The following is a 20,319-nucleotide window of genomic DNA, read 5'->3' as shown; positions in this document are numbered from 1 at the left end:
GGCGGCATATGATAAATACAGATCATCATACACCCGGTCTGCGCCGGATCATCATCTTTTTGGCGGCGACTGTACTGTTCGTTGCAGTGCTGTTGTTCCTGCCTGAAGAAATAGGCTGGTCGGAGAGGGCGACGATTTCAATCATGCTCTATGGACTCATTTTATGGGCCTTTGCACCGGTTCCAATCGGATTGACATCTATAATTGTGCTGGTGCTGCTGATGCTCCTCCGGCCGGTCGGGATCGAAACTGTGCTGAGCGGATTCTCATCTCCGGCAGTTTTTCTGATCATCGGCGGGATGATGATGGCCATCGGCGTCAACGAAACCCCGCTCATCAAACGCATGACTTTCTCCCTTCTGGCAACGATGGGTTCCACTTCCAAAGGCATCTATATAGGGGTGGGCCTGCTCAACCAGATCCAGGCCTTCTTCATCCCGGCCACAGCCGTCAGGGCGTCCCTGATGATGCCTGTCCTCGATGGAATCATCAGGGAAGCGGATATAAAACGGGACTCGAATTTCAATAAACTGCTTTACATCAGTACAGCCTTCGGCATCAGCATAAGCGGGGTCGCCGTCCTGACTGCAGCGATAGGCAATATACTGACCGTGGAACTTCTGAGGCTGTATGTGGGGGTGTCCATCTCATATCTCGAATGGTTCATATATACCGCACCGATCTGGATTCTTCTGACCGTTGCCATCATGTTCATACTGTGGAAAATGTATACCCCGCGTGAACGTTCATTCGATACGCTGCAGCAGGAAATGAAAAAGAAGAATGAAGAGATCGGGAAGCTGACGACAGGGGAAATGAAATGCATCTTCATACTCATTGCGACCATCCTCATCTGGCTGACCGAGTCATGGCACGGTTACCACCCGACTTTCGGTGCCTTGTTTGCTGTCATGATGATGGCTCTGCCTGTCGTCGGTTTTGTAGAGTGGCAGAAGTTGCTTAAAATCAACTTCGGCATCGTCCTGCTCATCGGTGCGACATTATCGCTCGGTTATTCACTGATCGAATCCGGTGCGGTCGATTTACTTGAAGTACTCGTATCACCTCAGGTCATCGTCGATGTATTCAGCAATCCATGGCTTGCAATACCGATCACTGTACTCATCTCCCATATATACCATCTTGGTGTGACGAATGTTTCAACAGCAGTCATCACATTACTGCCGGTGCTGATCAGCCTGTCGGCCCAATCGGGCCAGGACCCCGTTGTGATTTCGGTGCTCTCTGCTGTAACCCTGCTCCTCGGATTCATCCTGGTCGTGGAAACCATGCCGAATGTCGTCGTGCACAGCACGGGAAGGGTGGAGCAGCAGGATTTCCTGCTGCCCGGCATCGTTTCCACTGTCGCCAGCATCATCATCATCACCGGGGTGGCATATCTTTATTGGCCATTGATCGGTTTTTGGCCATGAAGATGAAAAGAAGATTTATCGCAAATAAAATGTTATGATATTAGTACAGATTTTTGACTATCGTACAAATGAGGAATGATTATGACCGAAGAATTTAATCCTGCGGATCACCTCCAAACCTTTGAGAAAGGTTTGAAAGTGATAGAAGCATTTAACGGGCACGAGCACCTGACCATATCCTCGGCGGCAAAGCTCACAAATATATCGAGGCCGACCGCAAGGCGCGTGCTCATCACCCTGGTGAACCTCGGATATGCGCAGATGCTCGACAACCGTTTTTATCTCACCCCCAAAGTTTTGTCACTCGGCTATTCATATATGACTGCAAGGGACAGTTGGGAAATTACGACGACCCTGCTCCGGGAACTTTCGAAGAAGACGAATGAATCGAGTTCGATTGCAAAGCTCGTCGGCGGGGAGATTGTTTATATCGGCCGTGTGCCCGCCAATAAAATCATGAAGATTTCATTGAATATCGGCACACACCTTCCAGCGTACGCCACTTCAATGGGTAAACTGCTGCTTGCCCAAAAGAATGAAGAGGAAATGGCAGAGTACTTTGCACAGGCGGACTTAAAAGCCCTTACCCCCCACACTGTCTATAAAGAAGATGATCTGAGGAAAGAATTCGAAGTGATACGTGAGAGGGGCTGGGCAATCAGTGAGGATCAGTTGGAAGTCGGGCTGATTTCCATAGCCGCCCCCATCCGCAATATGCGGGGGAATATCATCGCAGCCATCAATTGCTCAGCCAACTCTTCACAGACCACCCGTCGTGAAATGGAAGATGATTTTCTGGGCCCGCTTCTTGAAACAGCTGATCTGATCAGCCGCAACACAGAGATAGAATTACCATTTTAGAAAGGCTGACCGGAAAAATCCGGTCAGCCTTTTTGAATTATTTTATATTATCCACCATCAATGATATACCCTGGCCGACACCAATACACATCGTGGCCAGACCCGTTTCTGTGCCACGCCGTTTCATTTCATGGATCAAATCCGTCAGGATGCGTGCACCGCTTGCACCCAGCGGGTGCCCGTAACTGATGGCACCGCCGTTGACATTGACGATTTCCCTGTCCAGGCCCAGCTGGTTGATGCATTCTATCGACTGGGAAGCAAATGCCTCATTCAGCTCTACCAGGCCGACATCGGAAATTGTACGTCCTGTCTTTTCAAGCAACTTTTTTGTTGAATCGATCGGCCCGAGACCCATGACTGCAGGTTCTACACCTGCAGTCGCAGAGAATGTATATTTGACGAGAGGTGAGAGCCCCAATTCATCCGCCTTTTCCTTGCTCATGATGAGCAGGGCACTCGCACCGTCGTTGACACCTGAAGCGTTACCGGCCGTCACAGTCCCATCAGGAAAAATCGAACGCAGTGCGGACAATTTTTCGAGGGTGGTTTCCGGCCTTGGATGCTCATCCTTATCGACAATGGTTTCATTGCCTTTACGGTCAGTGATCGTGACGGGAACCATCTGCTCCTTGAACCGGTCCGCTTCAACGGCCGCTTTGGCACGCTGCTGACTTTCATAAGCGAACTCATCCTGTTCTTCCCTGCTGATGTTATATCTTTTCGCTACATTTTCCGCCGTCTGCGGCATTGAATCGATACCATGCCCGGATTTGATTTTATCGTTCGGGAACCTCCAGCCAATTGTTGTATCCACGAACTCCATGTTGCCTCTAGGAAATTCCTTTTCAGGCTTCAGCATGACAAAAGGCGCTCTCGACATGCTTTCAGTCCCGCCGGCGATGGCGATGTCAATTTCACCGGTCATGATCGACCGCGCTGCCATGGAGACGGAATCAAGACTTGAGCCGCAAAGCCTGTTCACTGTCGTACCCGCCACACTCTCGGGCAGATCGGCAATCAGGGCGGACATCCTTGCAACGTTCCTGTTCTCCTCCCCGGCACCGTTCGCATTACCGAAAATCACTTCATCTATACCGTTTACATCGAGATTCGGATTCCTTTCGACAAGTGCCTTGATGACGATTGCGCCGAGGTCATCCGGCCTGACTGACTTCAATGCGCCCTTATACCTGCCGATCGGCGTTCTTACCGCGTCCACAATCACTACCTCTTTCATTCTACCGCTCTCCTTTTCAATGCTTCCGACACTGTATAATCCGCTTCCGTTTTTTCTGCCACTTCCTCAAGCGTCGTATCGCCCATCAATTCGATCAGTTCAAATTTATCATCTTTTCTTTCAAAAACTGCAAGGTCGGTGATGATCATATCCACCGGTCGGGTCGAGGTGATCGGGAAAGTACATTCCTTCAGGAATTTCGGGGAGCCGTCTTTTGCAGTATGATTCGTTGTAATAATGACCTTTTTTGCCCCGACGAGCAGGTCCATCGCACCGCCGACGCCTATGATGTCTTTGCCCGGTATCGCCCAATTCGCAACCCGGCCGCCTTCATCCACCTGGAGGACGCCGAGTATCGCAACATCGACATGTGAACCGCGGATCATCGCAAATGAATCCGCACTGTGGAAATAACTTGCACCTGTCGCTTCACCGACCGGCTGCTTGCCTGCATTGACGATATCCGGGTCGATATCTTCCTCAGCCACGGAGGTGACGCCGAGAAGCCCGTTCTCGGTATGCAGGTAATACTTCTCCTTATCCAGGTAATTCGCAACCAGCGTCGGTATGCCGATGCCCAGGTTGATCACCGAATACTCTTCCAGGGCCTGTGCGGCACGTTCTGCAATCATGTCCTTCATACTCATTTCTGGACCACCCCTTCCTTCGTCAGCACTTGTTCGGCCAATATGATTTTATCCACATATATATGCTGGGTCGCTATTTCTTCCGGACTCAGCTCTCCGACTTCGACGATTTCATCGACTTCGGCCACCACATATTTTCCGGCAGTCGCCATCATGGGATTGAAGTTCCTGGCGGTTTTATAATAAACAAGGTTGCCGAGCTTATCGGCCTTATGGGCACGCACGAGCGAGACATCTGATTTCAGTGCTTTTTCAAACACATATTCCTCACCGTCGATCTCCTTGGTCTCCTTACCTTTGGCAAGATCCGTACCGACACTTGTCTTGGTGAAGAAACCTCCGATGCCCGCACCTCCGGCACGTATGGCTTCACTCAAAGTGCCCTGTGGCAGGAGCTCGAGTTCAAGTTTGCCGGCATTGTACCATTTGGCGACTTCCCTGTTGCTTGTGAAATATGAGCCGATCGCTTTTTTCAACTTCCCCTGATCCAATAAAATACCGAGACCTTTTCCTGCTTCACCTACATTATTACTCACGACCGTCAGTTCCTTCACATCGAGTTTTGTCAGCTCATCTATCAAGGACAAAGGCGCGCCGACCAGCCCGAATCCGCCGACCATAAGGGTGTCGCCATCCTTGACCGGTTGAAGGGCAGATTTAATATCTGTGATTTTCGATTCCATCTTCGTTTACTCCTCATCCAAAAATTTCTCTATTTTTTCGTTCAAATCTTCCTGGGCATTGAATACTATTTCATAATGGTTGATACCTTTCACTGTCGAGTCTATCTCTTCAATCGTTTCCAGCATCTTATCATAGCCTTCTTTGCTGAACAGCGCTGTATCATCTTTGATGGGACCGGTGCAAATGACGAGGAAGACAGGGACCCGGACCTTTTTATATGCAGCTTCATAAGGGAACTCATAAAAGCTCCCGAAATCCTGTTTAGTCAGATGATAATCCGATTTATGCATCACTTTGTCTTCCACTTGTGTGATTTCGTGGTCGATCACCCGGTCCATGACGCCGCTCCATTCTATGCCCATCGCGCCATATGACTGCTTCATCATTTCCAGATACTCATCCCTGGATTCAAAAGTCTTCTCCAGTCTGCCGAGTGACGGGATGACCAGTTTGCTCGTATTCCCATCCGCTTCGCCGCCGCCGTCCAACAGCACGATTTTCTTCACTTTCGAAGTCCGGCCTGCGACATCTATGGCAATGTATCCGCCCATGGAATATCCTGCGAGGATGATCTTGTCATAACCCAGCGACTCGATCATTTCAAGCAGATCCTCACTATGCTGAGCGATGCCCGACGGATCCTTCTGCATTGTACTGTCGCCGCGGCCGCTCAAGTCATAGCTCATTGTATTGTATTTATCTTTAAAATGATTTTGGAAATGATGCATCTGCAGATAATTACCAGTCAGACCATGGATGAAGATCATCAGGACATCACTTTCCGCATGTTGAGTGATGTTTGCATTCATCTGTTTATCTTTCGTATTGATCACTTTCATGATTCCACCGCCTATTCAACTGTATAAATGGAATAACTGACGCCCTCCGGCATACGGATGCCGTTGGATATGAAGATTCTGTTATTCATCCAGTGATATTTTTCGCTTCCGGTTTCAAAAACAGGGTTGGTTCGGAAGTAGTACTCATCCGGGTCGACTGCTTCCCCCTGGTCCAGACGATTCAGCACGGCACGCTCACCGGTCCTGATGCCCCTGTAAGTCATCAAAATGATTTCACCGTCATCAGTTTCCAATGTGATGCGCACATCCTGGATGATGGTGCCGTCTTCGCGCACAGTGATCCAGTCATCCCCGCCGGGAAGCACTTTTGCATTGAAGTATTCACCTTCAAATTTACCGCCGGTCACCTGGATGATCCTGCGATTGCCGACCGGTGTCTTTTCGGGCAGATGTGGTTTGGCCACGGACAATTCCATATGCCCCAGTAATGATAGTTTCGGTTCAGGTAACTCCTTCATGATTCTTTCCTCCATATACCGTTTTAAATATGAAAAGGGCATGTCCCCATGCCCTGATTTGATTTAATTTTCCTTGCGAAGTACGAATTCCAGGTGTGATTCTTTGTAGTCGCCTTTATCTGCAGGGTCTGTAATGAGCTCGTCACGCACACCTTGAGCAACATCCGTTTCCATCCACTCGTCACCCTCAAAGAATACCTGGGTGATCAAAGTTTCATGCCCTTCCGATTTGAACATGATGTGCAGGTGGGCCGGCCTCATAGGGTGCTGGTCCATATAGCCCAGGAATTCCCCTGTCGGCCCCTGATCCGGAATCGAATATGGCAGCGGTAAGAATGTCTTCACTGTAAACTTGCCTTCCTCATCTGTCACGAAACGTCCCCGTAAATTGAAGTCAGGTGCATCAGAATCGAAGTTCGAATATTTGGCTGATGAATCATTCTGCCAGAAGTCGACTTCTGCATTTTTAAGAATTTCCCCATCAACATTTTTGACCGTGCCGCTGAAGTAGAATAACTCGCCTTCTTCATCTTCACGCTGAGGCAGTTCGACTACACCATTCTCATCAGGCTCAACGAAAGGGGCATTAGGAACGTAATACGGGCCGAGCAGAGAAGGCTGGGTGCCCGGAAGTTCCGTATACATTGCCTGCAGTACATGTGTTTCTAAAAATACGTCTGCATATAATGGAAGTTCTCCGGATTTACCCAGGCGGTCTGCCCAGTTTACAAAGTTCGTGTACTCCTCATGATTCAGCTGCGCTTCATCAAAGAAACCCTGCATATGCTTGATGAAAAGGTCGAAGACCTCTTCCACACGATCGTTTTTGCTGGTTGGTAATTGATTGTTTACTGTCATATTCAACACTCCCATTGATAATTTTTATATTATGACCGCTTTGCGGTCGATTGCCATTGAGCTTATCTCTTATAGTGATGCAGTTTGTCGTAATCGAGTGTATTGCCAAAGCCGATGTCATCCGGTATCTGTATCTCAAAGTTTTCAACTTTGATTTCTTCCAGCGTCAGCCTGTCCCGGTAAAGCAGGGGACCAAAAATTTCCGTTCCGAATTTGAATTCGGATATCGTCGAGTATACACTTGCAGCAATCGCATTCCCCACTGTGGATTCGATCATGGTGCCGCCGTAGATGCCGAAACCTGCACCTTCCGCGATGCCTGCAATCTTCTTCGTCTCGAGAACACCGCCGTGTTTGGCAGGTTTCAGTGCGACCGCATCTCCCGCCCGCTCTTTGATGATGCGGTATGTATCATGCAAAGAGGTCGTCGACTCATCTGCAAGTATCGAGATGTCGAATTTTTCGGTCAGCCGTTTCATGCCTTCATAATTCCATGCAGGAAGCGGCTGTTCGATCATTGATACACCCATCTCTTCCAGCGCCCTGATTTGTCTGGCTGCGATATACTCATCCCATGCCTGGTTGATATCCACCGTGATTCTGGATTGGCCTCCCACGGCCTTGACGATTTCACCGACATGCCTGACATTCGCCCCCGGGTCTCCATGGCCGATCTTCAGCTTGAATATATTATGTCTTTTTTTGTGCAGCATCTCTTCCGCTTCTTCGATGTCCTTCGCTGTATCTCCGCTGGCAAGTGTCCATGCCAATGGAAGCGAATCGTGGATTTTACCGCCGAAAAGCTGATAGGCAGGAATTTCACGCTGCTTGGCTGCCAGGTCGATCAAGGCCATTTCAATAACTGCTTTGGCGAAAAGGTTGCCTCTCACATGTTTACCGACCATAGCCATGATTTTGCTGAATCGAATCGGGCTCTGATCAATCAGATGTGGGGCGATGTATTTGTCCACATTCGCCTTGATCGCTTCCACAGTGCTGTCTCCATATGAAGCCCCGCCGATGGTCGCCACTTCACCGACCCCTGTTCTTCCTGATTTATCCTTGATGATTGCGATTACAATCGCCTGCGTGGTGATCGTAGTCATTGCCAGTTGATGTGGCCTTTTCACCGGCAGGTCCACTATGAAAGTTTCGACTTCATCAATATAGACGTTATCCATTTCAGCACCCCCTTTGTACGATATTAGTACTAAGATATGTTATTCGAACATAATTACATTGTATTGGTGGTTGAAAGCGTTGTCAATGAATATTTTGAAAATTACTAATAAACATATTATGAATTATATTTTTACTCTCGAATTCGATATATATATACATGTAATTTATTTACATCACTCTATATAATAAGCGCTTTTGAAGAATCGATATGAAATATTATGATGATAATATCGTAATTATATTTCATATTGAGATATAATACACTTTTTTGTACATTTTAATTGTGTCCAGAATGTTGACATTGTCAGAATATTTATATAGATTTGTGATGAATACATAATAAAGGGGATGTTTACAATGGGTGAATGGTTTGCAGATATTACTGCTGAATTGAGTGGTTTCGTCTGGGGTCTTCCACTGATCATATTTTTAGTGGGCACAGGTTTATTTTTAACGATCAGGCTTTCTTTCTTCTCGTTTCGCATGTTACCGCATTCTTTGAAGATGCTGTTTACAAAACAGGATGATAAAAGCGCCGGGGATATTTCACATTTCCAGGCGGTGATGACTGCACTTGCAGCGACCGTCGGTACCGGTAATGTGGTCGGTGTGGCCACTGCTGTAGTGATCGGGGGGCCGGGCGCCGTATTCTGGATGTGGATGACAGCGCTCGTCGGTATGGCAACTAAATATGCCGAAGGTATACTCGGGGTCAAATACAGACAGAAGAACGCCAAAGGGGAAATGTCGGGCGGACCGATGTATTATCTGGAACATGGGCTCGGCCAAAAATGGCTGGGCGTACTGTTTGCGTTCTTTGCAGTCTTTGCAGCGATTTTCGGCATAGGAAATATGATACAGGCGAACGCCGCTTCAGGTGTGGCACTTGATGTCTTCAACGTACCTACCTGGCTGACGGGTGTGATCATGGCAGTACTGATCGGCCTTGTACTGCTGGGCGGCATCAGAAGTATCGGCCGTACAGCCGGTATACTCGTACCGTTCATGATCGTCTTTTATCTTGTGGCCGGTTTTGCCATCATGATTCTGAATTTTGATCTGATACCTGCAGCCGTCGGCCTGATATTCACTGACGCATTCACAGGTAATGCTGTTGCCGGTGGTGCACTGGGTACCGTGATACGTATGGGTGTTGCCCGCGGCCTCTTCTCAAACGAAGCCGGACTGGGTACGGGCGGTATCGCAGCAGCCGCAGCAAAAACGGATGTACCTGCACGCCAGGCGTTGATTTCCATGACACAGGTGTTCATCGATACGATCATCGTATGTTCGATTACAGGTATCACTCTGGTAATGGCTGACATGTACACCACAGGTGTGGAAGGTGCAGCACTGACTGCACAATCATTCGAGTTCTTCCTGCCGGGTGTGGGCAACTACGTAGTCGCCATCACTTTACTGACATTCATCTTCTCGACGATCCTCGGCTGGGGATACTTTGGGGAAAAATGTTTCACTTACCTTGTGGGGTCAAAACTTACAATGGTATACAGAACGATCTTTGTACTGGCAATCATTCCTGGTGCAACGATGTCACTTGAAACTGTATGGAACCTTGGAGACATCTTCAACGCATTGATGGCTGTTCCGAACTTGATCGGACTTGTCGCTCTATCAGGTGTCGTTGCAGCCGAAACTAAGGTGTTCATAGATATAAGAAAGAGAGAGAAAGAACAGGGGATAGGGTAGAGATATTTTGCATCAAAAAGCATCCGGGCAAGTTGCCCGGATGCTTTTTCATTTACCATTCATCTATATCTTCCCGCACTTTGTAAGTCAGGTTCTCTCCATGCCGTTCTTTCAGATTATCTTCAACCTCTTTCAAGGAGACGCCCTGATGCTGCAGCATGACGAGCAGGTGATACATCAGGTCGCTCGTTTCATCGATGATTTCCTTTTTATCATCATTCTTCGCGGCGATGACGATTTCAGTCATTTCTTCCCCGCATTTCTTCAGGATCTTATCCAGTCCTTCATCAGTCAGGTATTTGGTGTATGATCCTTCTTCCGGATGTGCGATTTTTCTTTCGACGATTTTTTCAAGGCTCTGCACGCTGAAATGGTCATCGCCGAAGCAACTCTGCGTGCCCAGGTGGCATGTCGGCCCGTGGGGCTCGACCTGGATGAGCAGTGCATCATTGTCGCAGTCGAGCGCCATACCCTTCACCGCCTGGATATGTCCACTGGTTTCTCCCTTTTTCCATAAGCGGCCTTTGCTTCTTGAATAGAACCATACGACCTTTTCTTCAACTGTCTTTTCGTAAGCTTCTTCGTTCATGAAGCCGTTCATCAGCACCTGGCCGGTGCGCCGGTCCTGAAGTATGATGGAAAGCAGTCCGTTTCCTTTGTCGAAATCCGGTGTCATGACAGCCTCACCTCGATCTCCTCCTCTTTCAGTGTCTCTTTGAGGTCGTTGATGCCGACTTCCTGGTTGTGGAAGATCGATGCTGCAAGGCCTGCAGAAATGCCGGTTTCTTTGAACAGCTCGACAAAATGGCCGATATTTCCGGCACCGCCGCTTGCGATGATCGGGATGTCGACGAGTCCGACCGCTTTCTTAAGGAATTTGATGTCGAACCCTTCCTTCACACCGTCGTGATCCATGCTCGTGATCAACAGCTCACCGGCACCGAGGTCCGCTGCCTGCTCCACCCATTCGAATGCTTTTATGTCTGTGGCTTTACTGCCACCGTGTGTATGGACATAGTAATCTTCCCGCGCATCGTCGTACTTCACATCGATTGCCACACAAATGCACTGGCTGCCGAAAATGTCCGACGCCTCCCTGATCAAGCCGGGCGCTTTGATGGCTGCCGAATTGATGCTGACTTTGTCCGCCCCTGCATTAAGGAGCTGCCTGATGTCACCGACGCTTTTGATGCCCCCGCCGATCGTGAGCGGTATGAACAGTTCCTTTGCCGTTTCACGGATGACATCCAGCATCAGGTCGTGCCCCTCCTGTGTTTTCGAAATATCCAGGAAGACGAGCTCATCCGCATTTTCAGCGTTATAGCGTTTGGCAAGTTCGACGGGATTGCCGACATCCCTCAAACCGACGAAGTTCACGCCTTTGACGACGCGGCCGTCTTTGACATCGAGGCAGGGGATGATTCTCTTCTTTATCATCTGATCCCCTCCCAGAATTCATCACTATGGCTTGCTTTGCCGACGATCGCATTTTCAATCCCCATGGATTCAAGCTTTTCAAGATCCTCTTTATTGCGCACGCCGCCGCTCGCAATGACGGTGTGCCGAGTCAAGTCATTGATGCGTTTCGTGTTCTCAAAGTTCGGTCCCTGGTTCATGCCGTCCTTGTTGATATCCGTGTAGATGATGCCAGCAAGGTCCAGGCCTTCCACCTGTTCAAGGTAGTCGTCGATCGTGATGTTGCTGTTCTCGGTCCAGCCGTTGACATAGATGTCATTTTCCCGTGCGTCCACACCGACGAAGACTCTGTTCGGGTAACGTGCCGTGACTTCATTGAGCCAGTCGATGTCCATGATCGCCCGTGTGCCCAGGATGAAATAATCGATGCCGATGCCGTCATATACCTCTATCGTCTCGATGCTCCTCAGACCGCCGCCGATCTGCAGCGGACGGTCGGTCAGGGTTTTCAGCTTGGAAATGATGGTCGTCTCAAGTGCGTTCTGTTTGAGAGCCCCCATCAAATCCACGATATGGATCCTTCCCACCTGTTCAAATGTCGAATAAAACTGCACCGCTTCTTCCGGCGTCCGTTTCATCGCCGTCTTCTGGTCGTAGTCGCCCTGCGTGAGACGTACATTCTGACCATCTATAATATCCACTGCCGGAATGATATTCATCAAAATCCTCCTTTGATTGCCGTTTCTAATATTTCAAGGCCCGCCGCCCCCGACTTCTCGGGATGGAACTGGATGCCTGTCACGTTTCCGTACTGTGCCACGGCCGGTATATCCGAGCCGTATTCCGCTGTTGCGATGATGCTCGGCGACCCGGTCACCATGAAGCTGTGGATGAAATAAACATCCTTTTGATCGAGTGATTCATATTCACTTTCCAAAGTGTTCCATCCGAGATGCGGTACGGGATAGCCCGTATCGATCCGCTCCACGGCGCCCCTGATGAGCCCAAGCCCGTCTGCGTCACCCTCCGTACTGTGTTCGAACAACAGCTGCATGCCGAGGCAGATGCCGACCATCCTTTTCGTTTCAGCAAGTTCAATCAGGTCCTGCTTGATCCCCAGTGCCTCGATCGTCTTCATCGCTTCCCCGAAGTGGCCGACACCGGGCAGGATGACTGTGTCACATGCCATCAAGTCTTTTTTATTACCGGATAAAATATATTCTTCACCGAGTTTTTCCAGTGCATTTTTGATATTCTGTATATTTCCCAGGGAATAATCGACGATACCTATCATTCAATGACCCCTTTGGAAGACGGCACGCCTGATTCGCTTTCCTGCAGCGCCGCTTTCAGACTCCGGGCAAAGGCTTTGAAAATGGCCTCGATTTCATGATGGGTGTTGCCGCCTTTGAGCAGGTCCACATGGAGTGTCATACGGCTGTTCATGCTGACGGCATTGAAGAATTCCATTACGAGCTCCGTATCGAAGGCACCGACTGTTTCCCGTGAAAACTCCGCCTGGAAATTGAGGTGCGGCCGTCCGGACAGATCAAGGACGACGCGTGCCAGGGACTCATCCATCGGGATGTATGTCGTGCCGTACCTTTGATATGAAGCTTTGTCCACATACAGTTCCCTGAGCAGCTGACCGAGGATGATGCCGACGTCCTCCACTGTGTGATGATCATCCACTTCGATATCACCATCCGCCTCAATATGCAGATACAGTTCGGAGTGGAAGGAGAGCAGTGTCAGCATATGGTCGAAAAAACCGACTTTAGTGGAGATGCTGGATGCCTTGAATGATTTTTCATCATCCAATACGACTTTTATCTTCGTTTCTTTAGTGGATCTTTCTTTTTCATACATGCTGATTGCTCCATTCTTTAATGAGTTTATTCAAACCATCATAGTCTTCGTGCCTGATGATCGAATATCTGACGACGTCCTTCAAGGAGTCATCATTGTACATTCTGCATCTGAACCCATTCCCCATGAGGTATGTACCGAGCGACACTGCCTCTTTGCCGTATGTGAATACGAAGTTCGTATAGGATTCCATGACATTGACTTTTTCACTGACCGCTTTGAATGCCGTTTCCAGCATTTCTTTCGACCGCTTCTGGTAAGCGACGAACTCTGCCAGTGCTTCCTTCTCTTCGAAGATTTTGGAAGCCATGTTCAATGACAGGGAATTGACGGGGTAGGGGTGGTTGATGCGGGTCACTTTTTCAAAAGTTTCACCTTCAGCAATCACCACTCCGACCCGGAGGCCAGCCACACCATACATTTTACTCAAAGTACGGATGATGAGCACATGCTCCCCGGCCGGCTTATCGAATTCCGGCCCGAATTCGGCATATGCCTCATCGATGACGAGATGACCGCCGATACTTTTCATCGCCCCGGCCAGCTTCTCCAGCTCTTCATAATCGAACAGCTGGCCGGTGGGGTTATGCGGCATGGATATGAGGAATAACGAGGGCCTCTCCTCATCTATCCTCTTCAGGACTTCGTCGAAATCGAACCGGTAATCGGTGTTGCATGGCACCGTGTTGAATTTCACATCGATCTGATCCGCGTATTCCTTATACATCACGAAATCCGGTGCAACGGTCATGACCCCGTTTTGCCCCAGTGTCATGATCGTCTTTTGGATCCACTCATCCGACCCGTTCGCCACTTCGATGTAATCCGGACTGATGTTGTAATGATCTGCATATAACTGTTTGAAGTGGTCGATTTCCGCACCTGGATACTCATTAATCTTCGTTTTGGATAATACATCCACCATCGCTTCTTCCGACAATGGTGATATTGGACTCGTATTCCTGTCCATGATGATCATGAAATCACTCCGTTCTTATTTTCAATGACTGATAATGTGCATCCAGTGCTTCCCGTTTCGCCACCGTCATTGCCGGTTTTGCGATTTCGTCAAACGTTGCCTTTTCAAGGGAAATCACTGCGTGGCTTGTGAGGAAATCGTTGACGTTGAGGCCGTGGCTGAAGCGTCCGGTGCGGTCCGTCGGCAGCACGTGGGATGGCCCCGCTGCATAATCACCGATCGCTTCAGGCGAATGATGGCCTTCAAAAACCGCGCCTGCATATTTGATGTTCCTGATGATCATATCAGAATCCCGGTGCTGCACGGAAACATGTTCCGGTGCGATGTAATTTATAAGATCGAGCAGTGATTCCCTGTAATCAACCACCGCATAATGATTATTTTCAATGGATTCCTTCATGATTTCCACCCTCGGTTGATCGTCCAGCATTTCCTGAAGTCTGTCCTCGATGCGGCCGATGATCCCTGCGTCCTCACTGAGCAGGAATGTACGCGCATTCGCATCATGCTCCGCCTGTGCAAAGATGTCATAGACGATCGAGTCCAAGTCCACCGTTTCATCCACATACAAAAGGATCTCACTCGGCCCCGCAATCATATCGATGCCGGTCTGGCCGAACAGCAGCCTCTTTGCAAGGGCCACGTAATAATTGCCGGGCCCGACGATCTTATCGACTTTGGGTATCGTTTCAGTACCGTAGGCGAGGGCGGCCACCGCTTGGGCGCCGCCGACCGTGTAGACATTTTCAATACCGCACAAATATAATGCCGCAAAAGTGATATTGTTTTCTTCGAACGTCGGGGTCACCACATGGATTTCCTTAACGCCTGCTGAAAGGGCGGGCACGACCGTCATCAGCACGCTCGATGGATAGAGCGCGCGGCCGCCGGGCACATAGACGCCGACTTTCTCAATCGGATGGTAGACGTATTTGAATTCCCCGTCATCCTGATCGGAATATTTTATCGTTTCCTGATAGTCTTCAATCCGCTTTTTGATCGTCCGGAGTGCCTTTTTCTCTTCATCCGGCAGCGACTCGAAACTTTTCCTGAGGTTTTCCTGAGGGACTTTGAAATCCGCCGGGGTCACACCATCGAACTTCGCCGTGTATTCTTTCAGTGCCGCATCTTTATTCCGCTTAACATCTTCAATGATTTTGATCACGTCGTTCATGCCTTCAAAGCTCTGGTTCTGAACGTACTTTTCCTCGAACACTTCTTTGAATTCCAAAGCATCCATCAGAACACCCCGATTTCTGTCAGAAATTTATAGATTTCATCTTCCTTCGTATAGAAGGTCCTTTTATTCGCTATGAGACGGGCATGGATGTCAAGTATCTTCTCATACTCGATCAGGCCGTTATCCTTCAATGTGTTGCCCGTCTGGACGATATCGACGATGCCGTCGGTCAGCCCAAGCAGCGGGGCGAGCTCGACGGAACCGTTCAAATGCACAAGTGAGACATCCGTCTTCTTATCCCGGAAGTATTTCGAAGCGACATTCGTATACTTCGTGGCGATGGTCCTGAACTCCGTCTGATCGGGCAGGCCGGCCACTGAAAAGTGACAGTCGCCGAAAGGGAGCTGTGAGACGTTCAGTATGTTGAATGTGTCCTCTTCTATGATATCAGATCCCACGATCCCGATATCAGCCACACCGCTTTCAACGTAAGTCGGCACGTCGGGACCTTTCGCAAAGATGAATTTCACATTATCGACGACCGTATAAAGCGAACGGGTATCTTCCGACAAAGGGTCGATGTACTGATTCAAATCATTATCTTCCAGATAAGCTGTGAAATCCTTATATAATCTGCCTTTTGTCAACGCTACAGTAATCATAACAAACCTCCATTCGAAAGATTCACAGCGATGCCGAATGCACTGCTGTTGTATTCGCCGCCGCTCAGCAACGGGTAATCGTGGTTCAGGAACACCTGAAAATAAAAGCCGTTGTAGTATGACTGGGGCGATCGGAACGAGAGGTCGAGGATGAATTTCATATTATAATCTGCGAGGTGACTCCTCAAATGATTGATGAAATCGAGTGCTTCGCTTTCCTGGAATTCATCGTTGATGATATCGATCTGATCGCTCACTTTGGCCGTCATCAGCACCGTGAGCGGGTGGTCCCCGCCCAGGACCTTCCTGATCTCGGATATGTTCTTCTCGTATATGAGCTCCTTTATGGATGCATCCAGCCCATACTTTTCCATATATAAATCAATCAGCTTGTCATTGTTCACCACGACTGCACTGTAAGTATCAGCAGTCTTGGTTTTGAAGAACGACAGATGCATATCAATGCTTTTTAAGACTTCATCTTCACCCGGGCCGTACAGCTCGACACCCGCCTGGTAAAATGTTTCATAACCCCGGACCACCGGACCGAAGTAGCCGAAAAAACGCTGGCTGAGATAGAAATTCTCATTGTAATTCAAGAGAGAACGTGTCCAGTCGCTGCGGATCGACATCAGCTGCTCATTTCTTTCAAAAATGATCGTCGACGGGTGATGTTCTTTATCTTCAATATAAAAAGGCTCCACCATGTTCATATCGACCAGGTGATAACCTTCACGGTCAAGCAGCTCTGTATAATCCTGCGCGAGCTTCAAGCGGTTGATGATCAATGTGTTCTCCATATCCAATCTCCTTTAACACTTTAGCGTAGTGAAGAATAACTAATAAATCTGATAATAACAAATATACCGGAAAGATGCAAGGGTTCCAGGAAAGATTGTTTAACACTTTAATTCGCTAAAGTATTTTGTTAAGATGACTTTATTAATGGAGGGAGTCTTTATGCAAATAGATAATATTAGAGGTCAGGAGCTTGACGACCTGTTCGAAGGTATTTTAAAACTCGAAAACCTGGATGACTGCTATCATTTTTTCGACGACCTGTGCACAACGAATGAACTGATCGCCCTCAAACAGAGATTCCAGGTCGCCAAAATGATCAAGGAAGGGCAGACATACCAAAAGGTCCAGGACAGGACCGGCGCCTCGAGCGCGACCGTCTCCCGGGTCAAACGCTGCCTCGATTACGGCAGTGACGGCTACCACCGGGTCATCGACAGGCTCGACTGATTCTCGGCAGCGTGTTTAAGAGACCGGCACAAAAGGTAAAGTGGAATAAGCATTCTATGGAGGTGACCGATCAATGAGCGACGTGAAAGAACAAGCTGAAAAATTGGACGGGTGGGAACTCGACGGGGAAAAGCTCAAGAAAACTTACAAATTCGACAAATACCTCGACGGAATAAAATTCGTAAGCAAACTTGGAGTATACGCCGAAAGTGTGCAGCACCACCCCGGCGTTAAAATCAACCACACCAACGTGACCATCACATGGACGACATTCTCGAAGAAGGAACTGACCGAAAAAGATGTCGCCGGTGCAAAGGCGACCGATAATGTACTGAAGGCATAAGGTGGAATCGATATTGAAAGAGAAGGGGCGGCATCCAGATCTGGATGCCGCCCTTTTTCAGCGTGCGATCACCGATGAGTTTTGTAAGGACATGCACATTTTTGTGGCCTGAATTCCGGGCATATCCGGAATTCAACCGACCTAGTCGACATCCTTCTCATAAATTTCACGATCAAAGTCGGTCAATCTCTCAATTCCCGTCTCCGTCACCAAAATCGACTCGGTGATTGAGACGCCGAAGTCGTCATACCACATTCCCGGCATGAAATGGAATATCATGTTCGGCTCCAATATCGAATTATCGTGCTTACGGATACTGATCGTGTGCTCCCCCCAGTCGGGCGGGTAGCTCAAGCCGACTGAATATCCTATTCTCGACTCCTTTGTGTATCCATATTTGGCGATGACATTCGTCCATACATTGCTGACTTCAGCTGCTGTATGTCCAGGCTTCATGAAAGCCAATGTCTCTTCGATGCCCTCCTGTACGACTTTTCCAACATCCAGTACGCGGTCTTCGGCTTTTCCGAGGGAGATTGTGCGTGCCATCGGGACATTATAACGCCGGTATGCACCTGCGATTTCCACCGTCACCAGGTCCCCTTTTTCATACTTCTTGTCCGTCCATGTCAGATGGGGGCTGCCGGTCTGTTCCCCTGTCGGCATCATCGGGACGATCGACGGATAATCTCCGCCGAACGTATCACTCCCATATATCTGTGCATTATAGATCGCAGCGGCCACATCATTTTCCCGTACACCCACATCAATTTTTTCATAGGCTGCACTCATCGCCTGTTTGACAATGTAGGCCGCCTTCCTCATGTAGTCAACTTCTTTATCACTTTTGATGAGCCTCACCCAGCTGACCAGTCTGCCTGTATCTTTCAATTCCGCTTCAGGCAGTCCGATCATCATCCTTTCATGGCATTTACCGGTGTAATAAAAAGCATCCAGCTCCACTCCGATTTTACGGTCACCCTTGCCCTTTTCAATCAGCACTTCAGCAATGAAGTCATAAGGGTGCTTGATGGAGGATTGGACATAATCATCCGGGTAGGTGATGATATTCTCCGGTTTCATCCATGTCGTGAGTTCCGCCCCTTTGGCATCCATCCCACGTCCGATCCAAATCGGTTCTTTTTCATCAATACAGATGATGACCGCCTGATGGACATAAAAGCTCCATGCATTGTATCCCGTCAAATAGCACATATTGGAAGGATTCGAGAGCACCAGTACTTCCACACCATGCTGCAGCATACTCTGTTTCGTCTTATTGATTCTTGTCTTATACTCTTTTTTGGAGAACATGCACTTTCTCCTCCTCTGTAGGGAATTAGTTTTTCACGCTGTCGAGTGCCTGGGCCAAATCATTCTTCAGATCATCAAAATCTTCAATTCCTGCAGAATAACGGACCAGGCTTGAAGGAATTCCGAGTGCTTTCATCTCTTCTTCCGTGGATTCCACATGACTCGTCGTATTTGCCGGACCGACCGTAGTTTCCACAGCACCGAGGTTGGCTGCACGGTTTGCATATTTTAATAGAGGGAGCACTTTCCTCACTGCCTCCTGACCGCCTTTCAATGAAAAACTGAAAATCCCGCCGTATCCCCTCATCTGCGCCTTGGCGATATCATGGTGCGGATGGCTTTCCAGACCCGGATAGAATAAATCCTCCACCTCAGGGTGATGCGATAAATACTCCACAAGCTTCTCGGCGTTTTCAGTCTGCTTCCTCACTCTCAGGTCCAGGGTCTTCATGCCTCTTAAAAGCATATATGCCGCATGTGGATCAAGTGTCGCCCCGTTGATTTCCCTGTAGTGGAAGACTTCGGCCACCAATTCCTTTTTGCCGCACAGGATACCGCCAAGTGCATCCGCATGCCCCCCTAAAAACTTGGTGGCACTGTGAATGACGAGGTCCGCCCCGAGTTCCAGAGGGTTTTGAAGTATTGGAGTGGCAAACGTATTGTCGACGACCACAAGGGCCCCGGCTTCATGCGCCGCTTCCGCAATCCGTTTTATATCGATGATCTTGACCGTCGGGTTCGTCGGGGATTCAAGATGGACCAGCCTGCATCCTTTCCCGATCTCTTCTTCCAGCGCCTCATGATCATCCGTGTCACACAACGTCGCTTCAATGTTCATATGCGGCAGAAAATCACTGAACAACCTGTTTGTTCCGCCGTAAGAATCTTTAATGCTCACCACACGGTCGCCGGGCTTCAGGAAAGTATAGAATGTTCCGCTGATGGCCGCCATTCCTGTCGCAAAACTCGTTGCCGCCTCCGCATCTTCCAGAGCCGCCACCTTTTCCTCAAACGCTGCGACCGTCGGATTCGTGTTCCTCGAATAAATGTAACCTTCCGCTCCCCCTGTCGACACTTTGTACCAGTAATCCAGGTCCTCATAATCATAAGAGACACTGTTGACCACCGGCACCTGACTGGCACCATGTGCCCTGTAATCCTTCTCACCAGCCCAAACTGCTTCCGTTGCACGGTTCACCTGCTGTTTCATAAATCATACTCCCCCTTTGTAAACGCTTACATATTATCTATTCTTGAATTCTCGTGCTGTTAAAAAAGTGGCCAGGCCCCTTTTCCTCACTATACCATCTATGGAATAATTATTAAATAAAAGGAGTATTACACTTGGGACTTTTTATTCAATAGGCCTTGCAGA

General features: G+C 48.8%; 23 protein-coding genes. 5 read left to right on the top strand and 18 right to left on the bottom strand.

Annotation, left to right across the window (positions count from 1 at the left end):
• The first annotated feature begins 8 nt into the window (after window positions 1-8).
• Both BUA12_RS05080 and BUA12_RS05075 read left to right on the top strand, forming a co-directional pair.
• Window positions 9-1,433, top strand: coding sequence for an SLC13 family permease (locus BUA12_RS05080; RefSeq protein ID WP_072709077.1), 1,425 nt, complete (start codon window positions 9-11; stop codon window positions 1,431-1,433).
• Window positions 1,434-1,514: 81 nt separating this feature from the next.
• Window positions 1,515-2,294: an IclR family transcriptional regulator domain-containing protein gene (locus tag BUA12_RS05075; RefSeq protein ID WP_178138226.1), complete on the top strand. Its 780-nt coding sequence runs from the start codon at window positions 1,515-1,517 to the stop codon at window positions 2,292-2,294.
• 37 nt (window positions 2,295-2,331) lie between these two features.
• Here the strand turns inward: BUA12_RS05075 and BUA12_RS05070 are convergent, their stop codons facing one another.
• The 7 genes from BUA12_RS05070 to BUA12_RS05040 all read right to left on the bottom strand — a co-directional run bounded on the left by BUA12_RS05070 (window position 2,332) and on the right by BUA12_RS05040 (window position 8,222).
• Window positions 2,332-3,534, bottom strand: coding sequence for a thiolase family protein (locus BUA12_RS05070; RefSeq protein ID WP_072709075.1), 1,203 nt, complete (start codon window positions 3,532-3,534; stop codon window positions 2,332-2,334).
• Complete coding sequence (locus BUA12_RS05065) at window positions 3,531-4,181, bottom strand: 3-oxoacid CoA-transferase subunit B (protein WP_072709073.1); 651 nt, start codon at window positions 4,179-4,181, stop codon at window positions 3,531-3,533. The genes BUA12_RS05070 and BUA12_RS05065 overlap by 4 nt, the downstream gene beginning before the upstream one ends.
• Window positions 4,178-4,864 carry a CoA transferase subunit A gene (locus tag BUA12_RS05060; protein WP_072709071.1) on the bottom strand — a complete coding sequence of 229 codons (687 nt, stop codon included), beginning with the start codon at window positions 4,862-4,864 and terminating at the stop codon, window positions 4,178-4,180. Before BUA12_RS05060 ends, BUA12_RS05065 begins: the two co-directional genes overlap by 4 nt.
• A 6-nt stretch (window positions 4,865-4,870) precedes the next feature.
• A complete protein-coding gene (locus tag BUA12_RS05055; RefSeq protein WP_072709069.1) occupies window positions 4,871-5,704 on the bottom strand; it encodes an alpha/beta fold hydrolase in 834 nt (277 codons plus the stop codon).
• An 11-nt stretch (window positions 5,705-5,715) separates the two neighbouring features.
• Window positions 5,716-6,183, bottom strand: coding sequence for a DUF3237 domain-containing protein (locus BUA12_RS05050; protein WP_072709067.1), 468 nt, complete (start codon window positions 6,181-6,183; stop codon window positions 5,716-5,718).
• Between the two features lie 63 nt (window positions 6,184-6,246).
• The gene (locus BUA12_RS05045) at window positions 6,247-7,041 is read right to left on the bottom strand and encodes a dioxygenase family protein (protein ID WP_072709065.1); all 795 of its coding nucleotides are present in this window, start codon (window positions 7,039-7,041) and stop codon (window positions 6,247-6,249) included.
• 62 nt (window positions 7,042-7,103) lie between these two features.
• On the bottom strand, window positions 7,104-8,222 hold the full coding sequence (locus BUA12_RS05040; RefSeq protein ID WP_072709064.1) for a muconate/chloromuconate family cycloisomerase: 1,119 nt from the start codon (window positions 8,220-8,222) through the stop codon (window positions 7,104-7,106).
• Between the two features lie 358 nt (window positions 8,223-8,580).
• On the opposite strand from BUA12_RS05040, the gene BUA12_RS05035 reads away from it, so the two are divergent.
• Window positions 8,581-9,933 carry an alanine/glycine:cation symporter family protein gene (locus BUA12_RS05035; RefSeq protein ID WP_072709063.1) on the top strand — a complete coding sequence of 451 codons (1,353 nt, stop codon included), beginning with the start codon at window positions 8,581-8,583 and terminating at the stop codon, window positions 9,931-9,933.
• A gap of 52 nt (window positions 9,934-9,985) precedes the next feature.
• Here BUA12_RS05035 and hisIE read toward each other — a convergent pair whose 3' ends face one another.
• Genes hisIE through BUA12_RS04990 form a run of 9 tightly spaced genes read right to left on the bottom strand, consistent with a single transcriptional unit; the run spans window position 9,986 to window position 16,839 of the window.
• Entirely contained in the window at window positions 9,986-10,609 is a 624-nt protein-coding gene (gene hisIE / locus BUA12_RS05030) for a bifunctional phosphoribosyl-AMP cyclohydrolase/phosphoribosyl-ATP diphosphatase HisIE (protein ID WP_072709062.1), read from the bottom strand.
• Complete coding sequence (hisF, locus tag BUA12_RS05025) at window positions 10,606-11,370, bottom strand: imidazole glycerol phosphate synthase subunit HisF (protein ID WP_072709061.1); 765 nt, start codon at window positions 11,368-11,370, stop codon at window positions 10,606-10,608. Before hisF ends, hisIE begins: the two co-directional genes overlap by 4 nt.
• Window positions 11,367-12,068 carry a 1-(5-phosphoribosyl)-5-[(5-phosphoribosylamino)methylideneamino]imidazole-4-carboxamide isomerase gene (hisA, locus tag BUA12_RS05020; protein WP_072709060.1) on the bottom strand — a complete coding sequence of 234 codons (702 nt, stop codon included), beginning with the start codon at window positions 12,066-12,068 and terminating at the stop codon, window positions 11,367-11,369. Before hisA ends, hisF begins: the two co-directional genes overlap by 4 nt.
• Window positions 12,068-12,643: an imidazole glycerol phosphate synthase subunit HisH gene (hisH, locus tag BUA12_RS05015; RefSeq protein WP_072709058.1), complete on the bottom strand. Its 576-nt coding sequence runs from the start codon at window positions 12,641-12,643 to the stop codon at window positions 12,068-12,070. The genes hisA and hisH overlap by 1 nt, the downstream gene beginning before the upstream one ends.
• Complete coding sequence (hisB, locus tag BUA12_RS05010; protein ID WP_072709056.1) at window positions 12,640-13,218, bottom strand: imidazoleglycerol-phosphate dehydratase HisB; 579 nt, start codon at window positions 13,216-13,218, stop codon at window positions 12,640-12,642. Before hisB ends, hisH begins: the two co-directional genes overlap by 4 nt.
• The gene (locus tag BUA12_RS05005; protein ID WP_072709054.1) at window positions 13,211-14,197 is read right to left on the bottom strand and encodes a pyridoxal phosphate-dependent aminotransferase; all 987 of its coding nucleotides are present in this window, start codon (window positions 14,195-14,197) and stop codon (window positions 13,211-13,213) included. Before BUA12_RS05005 ends, hisB begins: the two co-directional genes overlap by 8 nt.
• Before the next feature lie 4 nt (window positions 14,198-14,201).
• Window positions 14,202-15,437, bottom strand: coding sequence for a histidinol dehydrogenase (gene hisD / locus BUA12_RS05000; RefSeq protein ID WP_072709052.1), 1,236 nt, complete (start codon window positions 15,435-15,437; stop codon window positions 14,202-14,204).
• Window positions 15,437-16,039, bottom strand: a complete 603-nt coding sequence (gene hisG / locus BUA12_RS04995; protein WP_072709050.1) for an ATP phosphoribosyltransferase — start codon at window positions 16,037-16,039, stop codon at window positions 15,437-15,439. The genes hisD and hisG overlap by 1 nt, the downstream gene beginning before the upstream one ends.
• A complete protein-coding gene (locus tag BUA12_RS04990; protein ID WP_072709048.1) occupies window positions 16,036-16,839 on the bottom strand; it encodes an ATP phosphoribosyltransferase regulatory subunit in 804 nt (267 codons plus the stop codon). The genes hisG and BUA12_RS04990 overlap by 4 nt, the downstream gene beginning before the upstream one ends.
• Window positions 16,840-16,999: 160 nt before the next feature.
• Here BUA12_RS04990 and BUA12_RS04985 point away from each other — a divergent pair, with 160 nt between their 5' ends.
• Together BUA12_RS04985 and BUA12_RS04980 are read left to right on the top strand one after the other, a co-directional pair.
• Window positions 17,000-17,287, top strand: coding sequence for a YerC/YecD family TrpR-related protein (locus BUA12_RS04985; RefSeq protein ID WP_072709046.1), 288 nt, complete (start codon window positions 17,000-17,002; stop codon window positions 17,285-17,287).
• A gap of 73 nt (window positions 17,288-17,360) precedes the next feature.
• Window positions 17,361-17,630, top strand: a complete 270-nt coding sequence (locus BUA12_RS04980; RefSeq protein WP_072709044.1) for a 4a-hydroxytetrahydrobiopterin dehydratase — start codon at window positions 17,361-17,363, stop codon at window positions 17,628-17,630.
• Between the two features lie 141 nt (window positions 17,631-17,771).
• Here BUA12_RS04980 and BUA12_RS04975 read toward each other — a convergent pair whose 3' ends face one another.
• On the bottom strand, window positions 17,772-18,944 hold the full coding sequence (locus tag BUA12_RS04975) for a M24 family metallopeptidase (protein WP_072709042.1): 1,173 nt from the start codon (window positions 18,942-18,944) through the stop codon (window positions 17,772-17,774).
• Window positions 18,945-18,969: 25 nt separating this feature from the next.
• Window positions 18,970-20,154, bottom strand: a complete 1,185-nt coding sequence (locus BUA12_RS04970) for a cystathionine gamma-synthase family protein (protein ID WP_072709040.1) — start codon at window positions 20,152-20,154, stop codon at window positions 18,970-18,972.
• Window positions 20,155-20,319 lie beyond the last annotated feature (165 nt).

Origin of the sequence: Lacicoccus alkaliphilus DSM 16010, assembly GCF_900142805.1 — a bacterium.
Lineage (GTDB): Bacteria > Bacillota > Bacilli > Staphylococcales > Salinicoccaceae > Lacicoccus > Lacicoccus alkaliphilus.
Note: the sequence above shows the minus strand (reverse complement) of the source record. Positions and strands in the feature narration are given on the sequence as shown.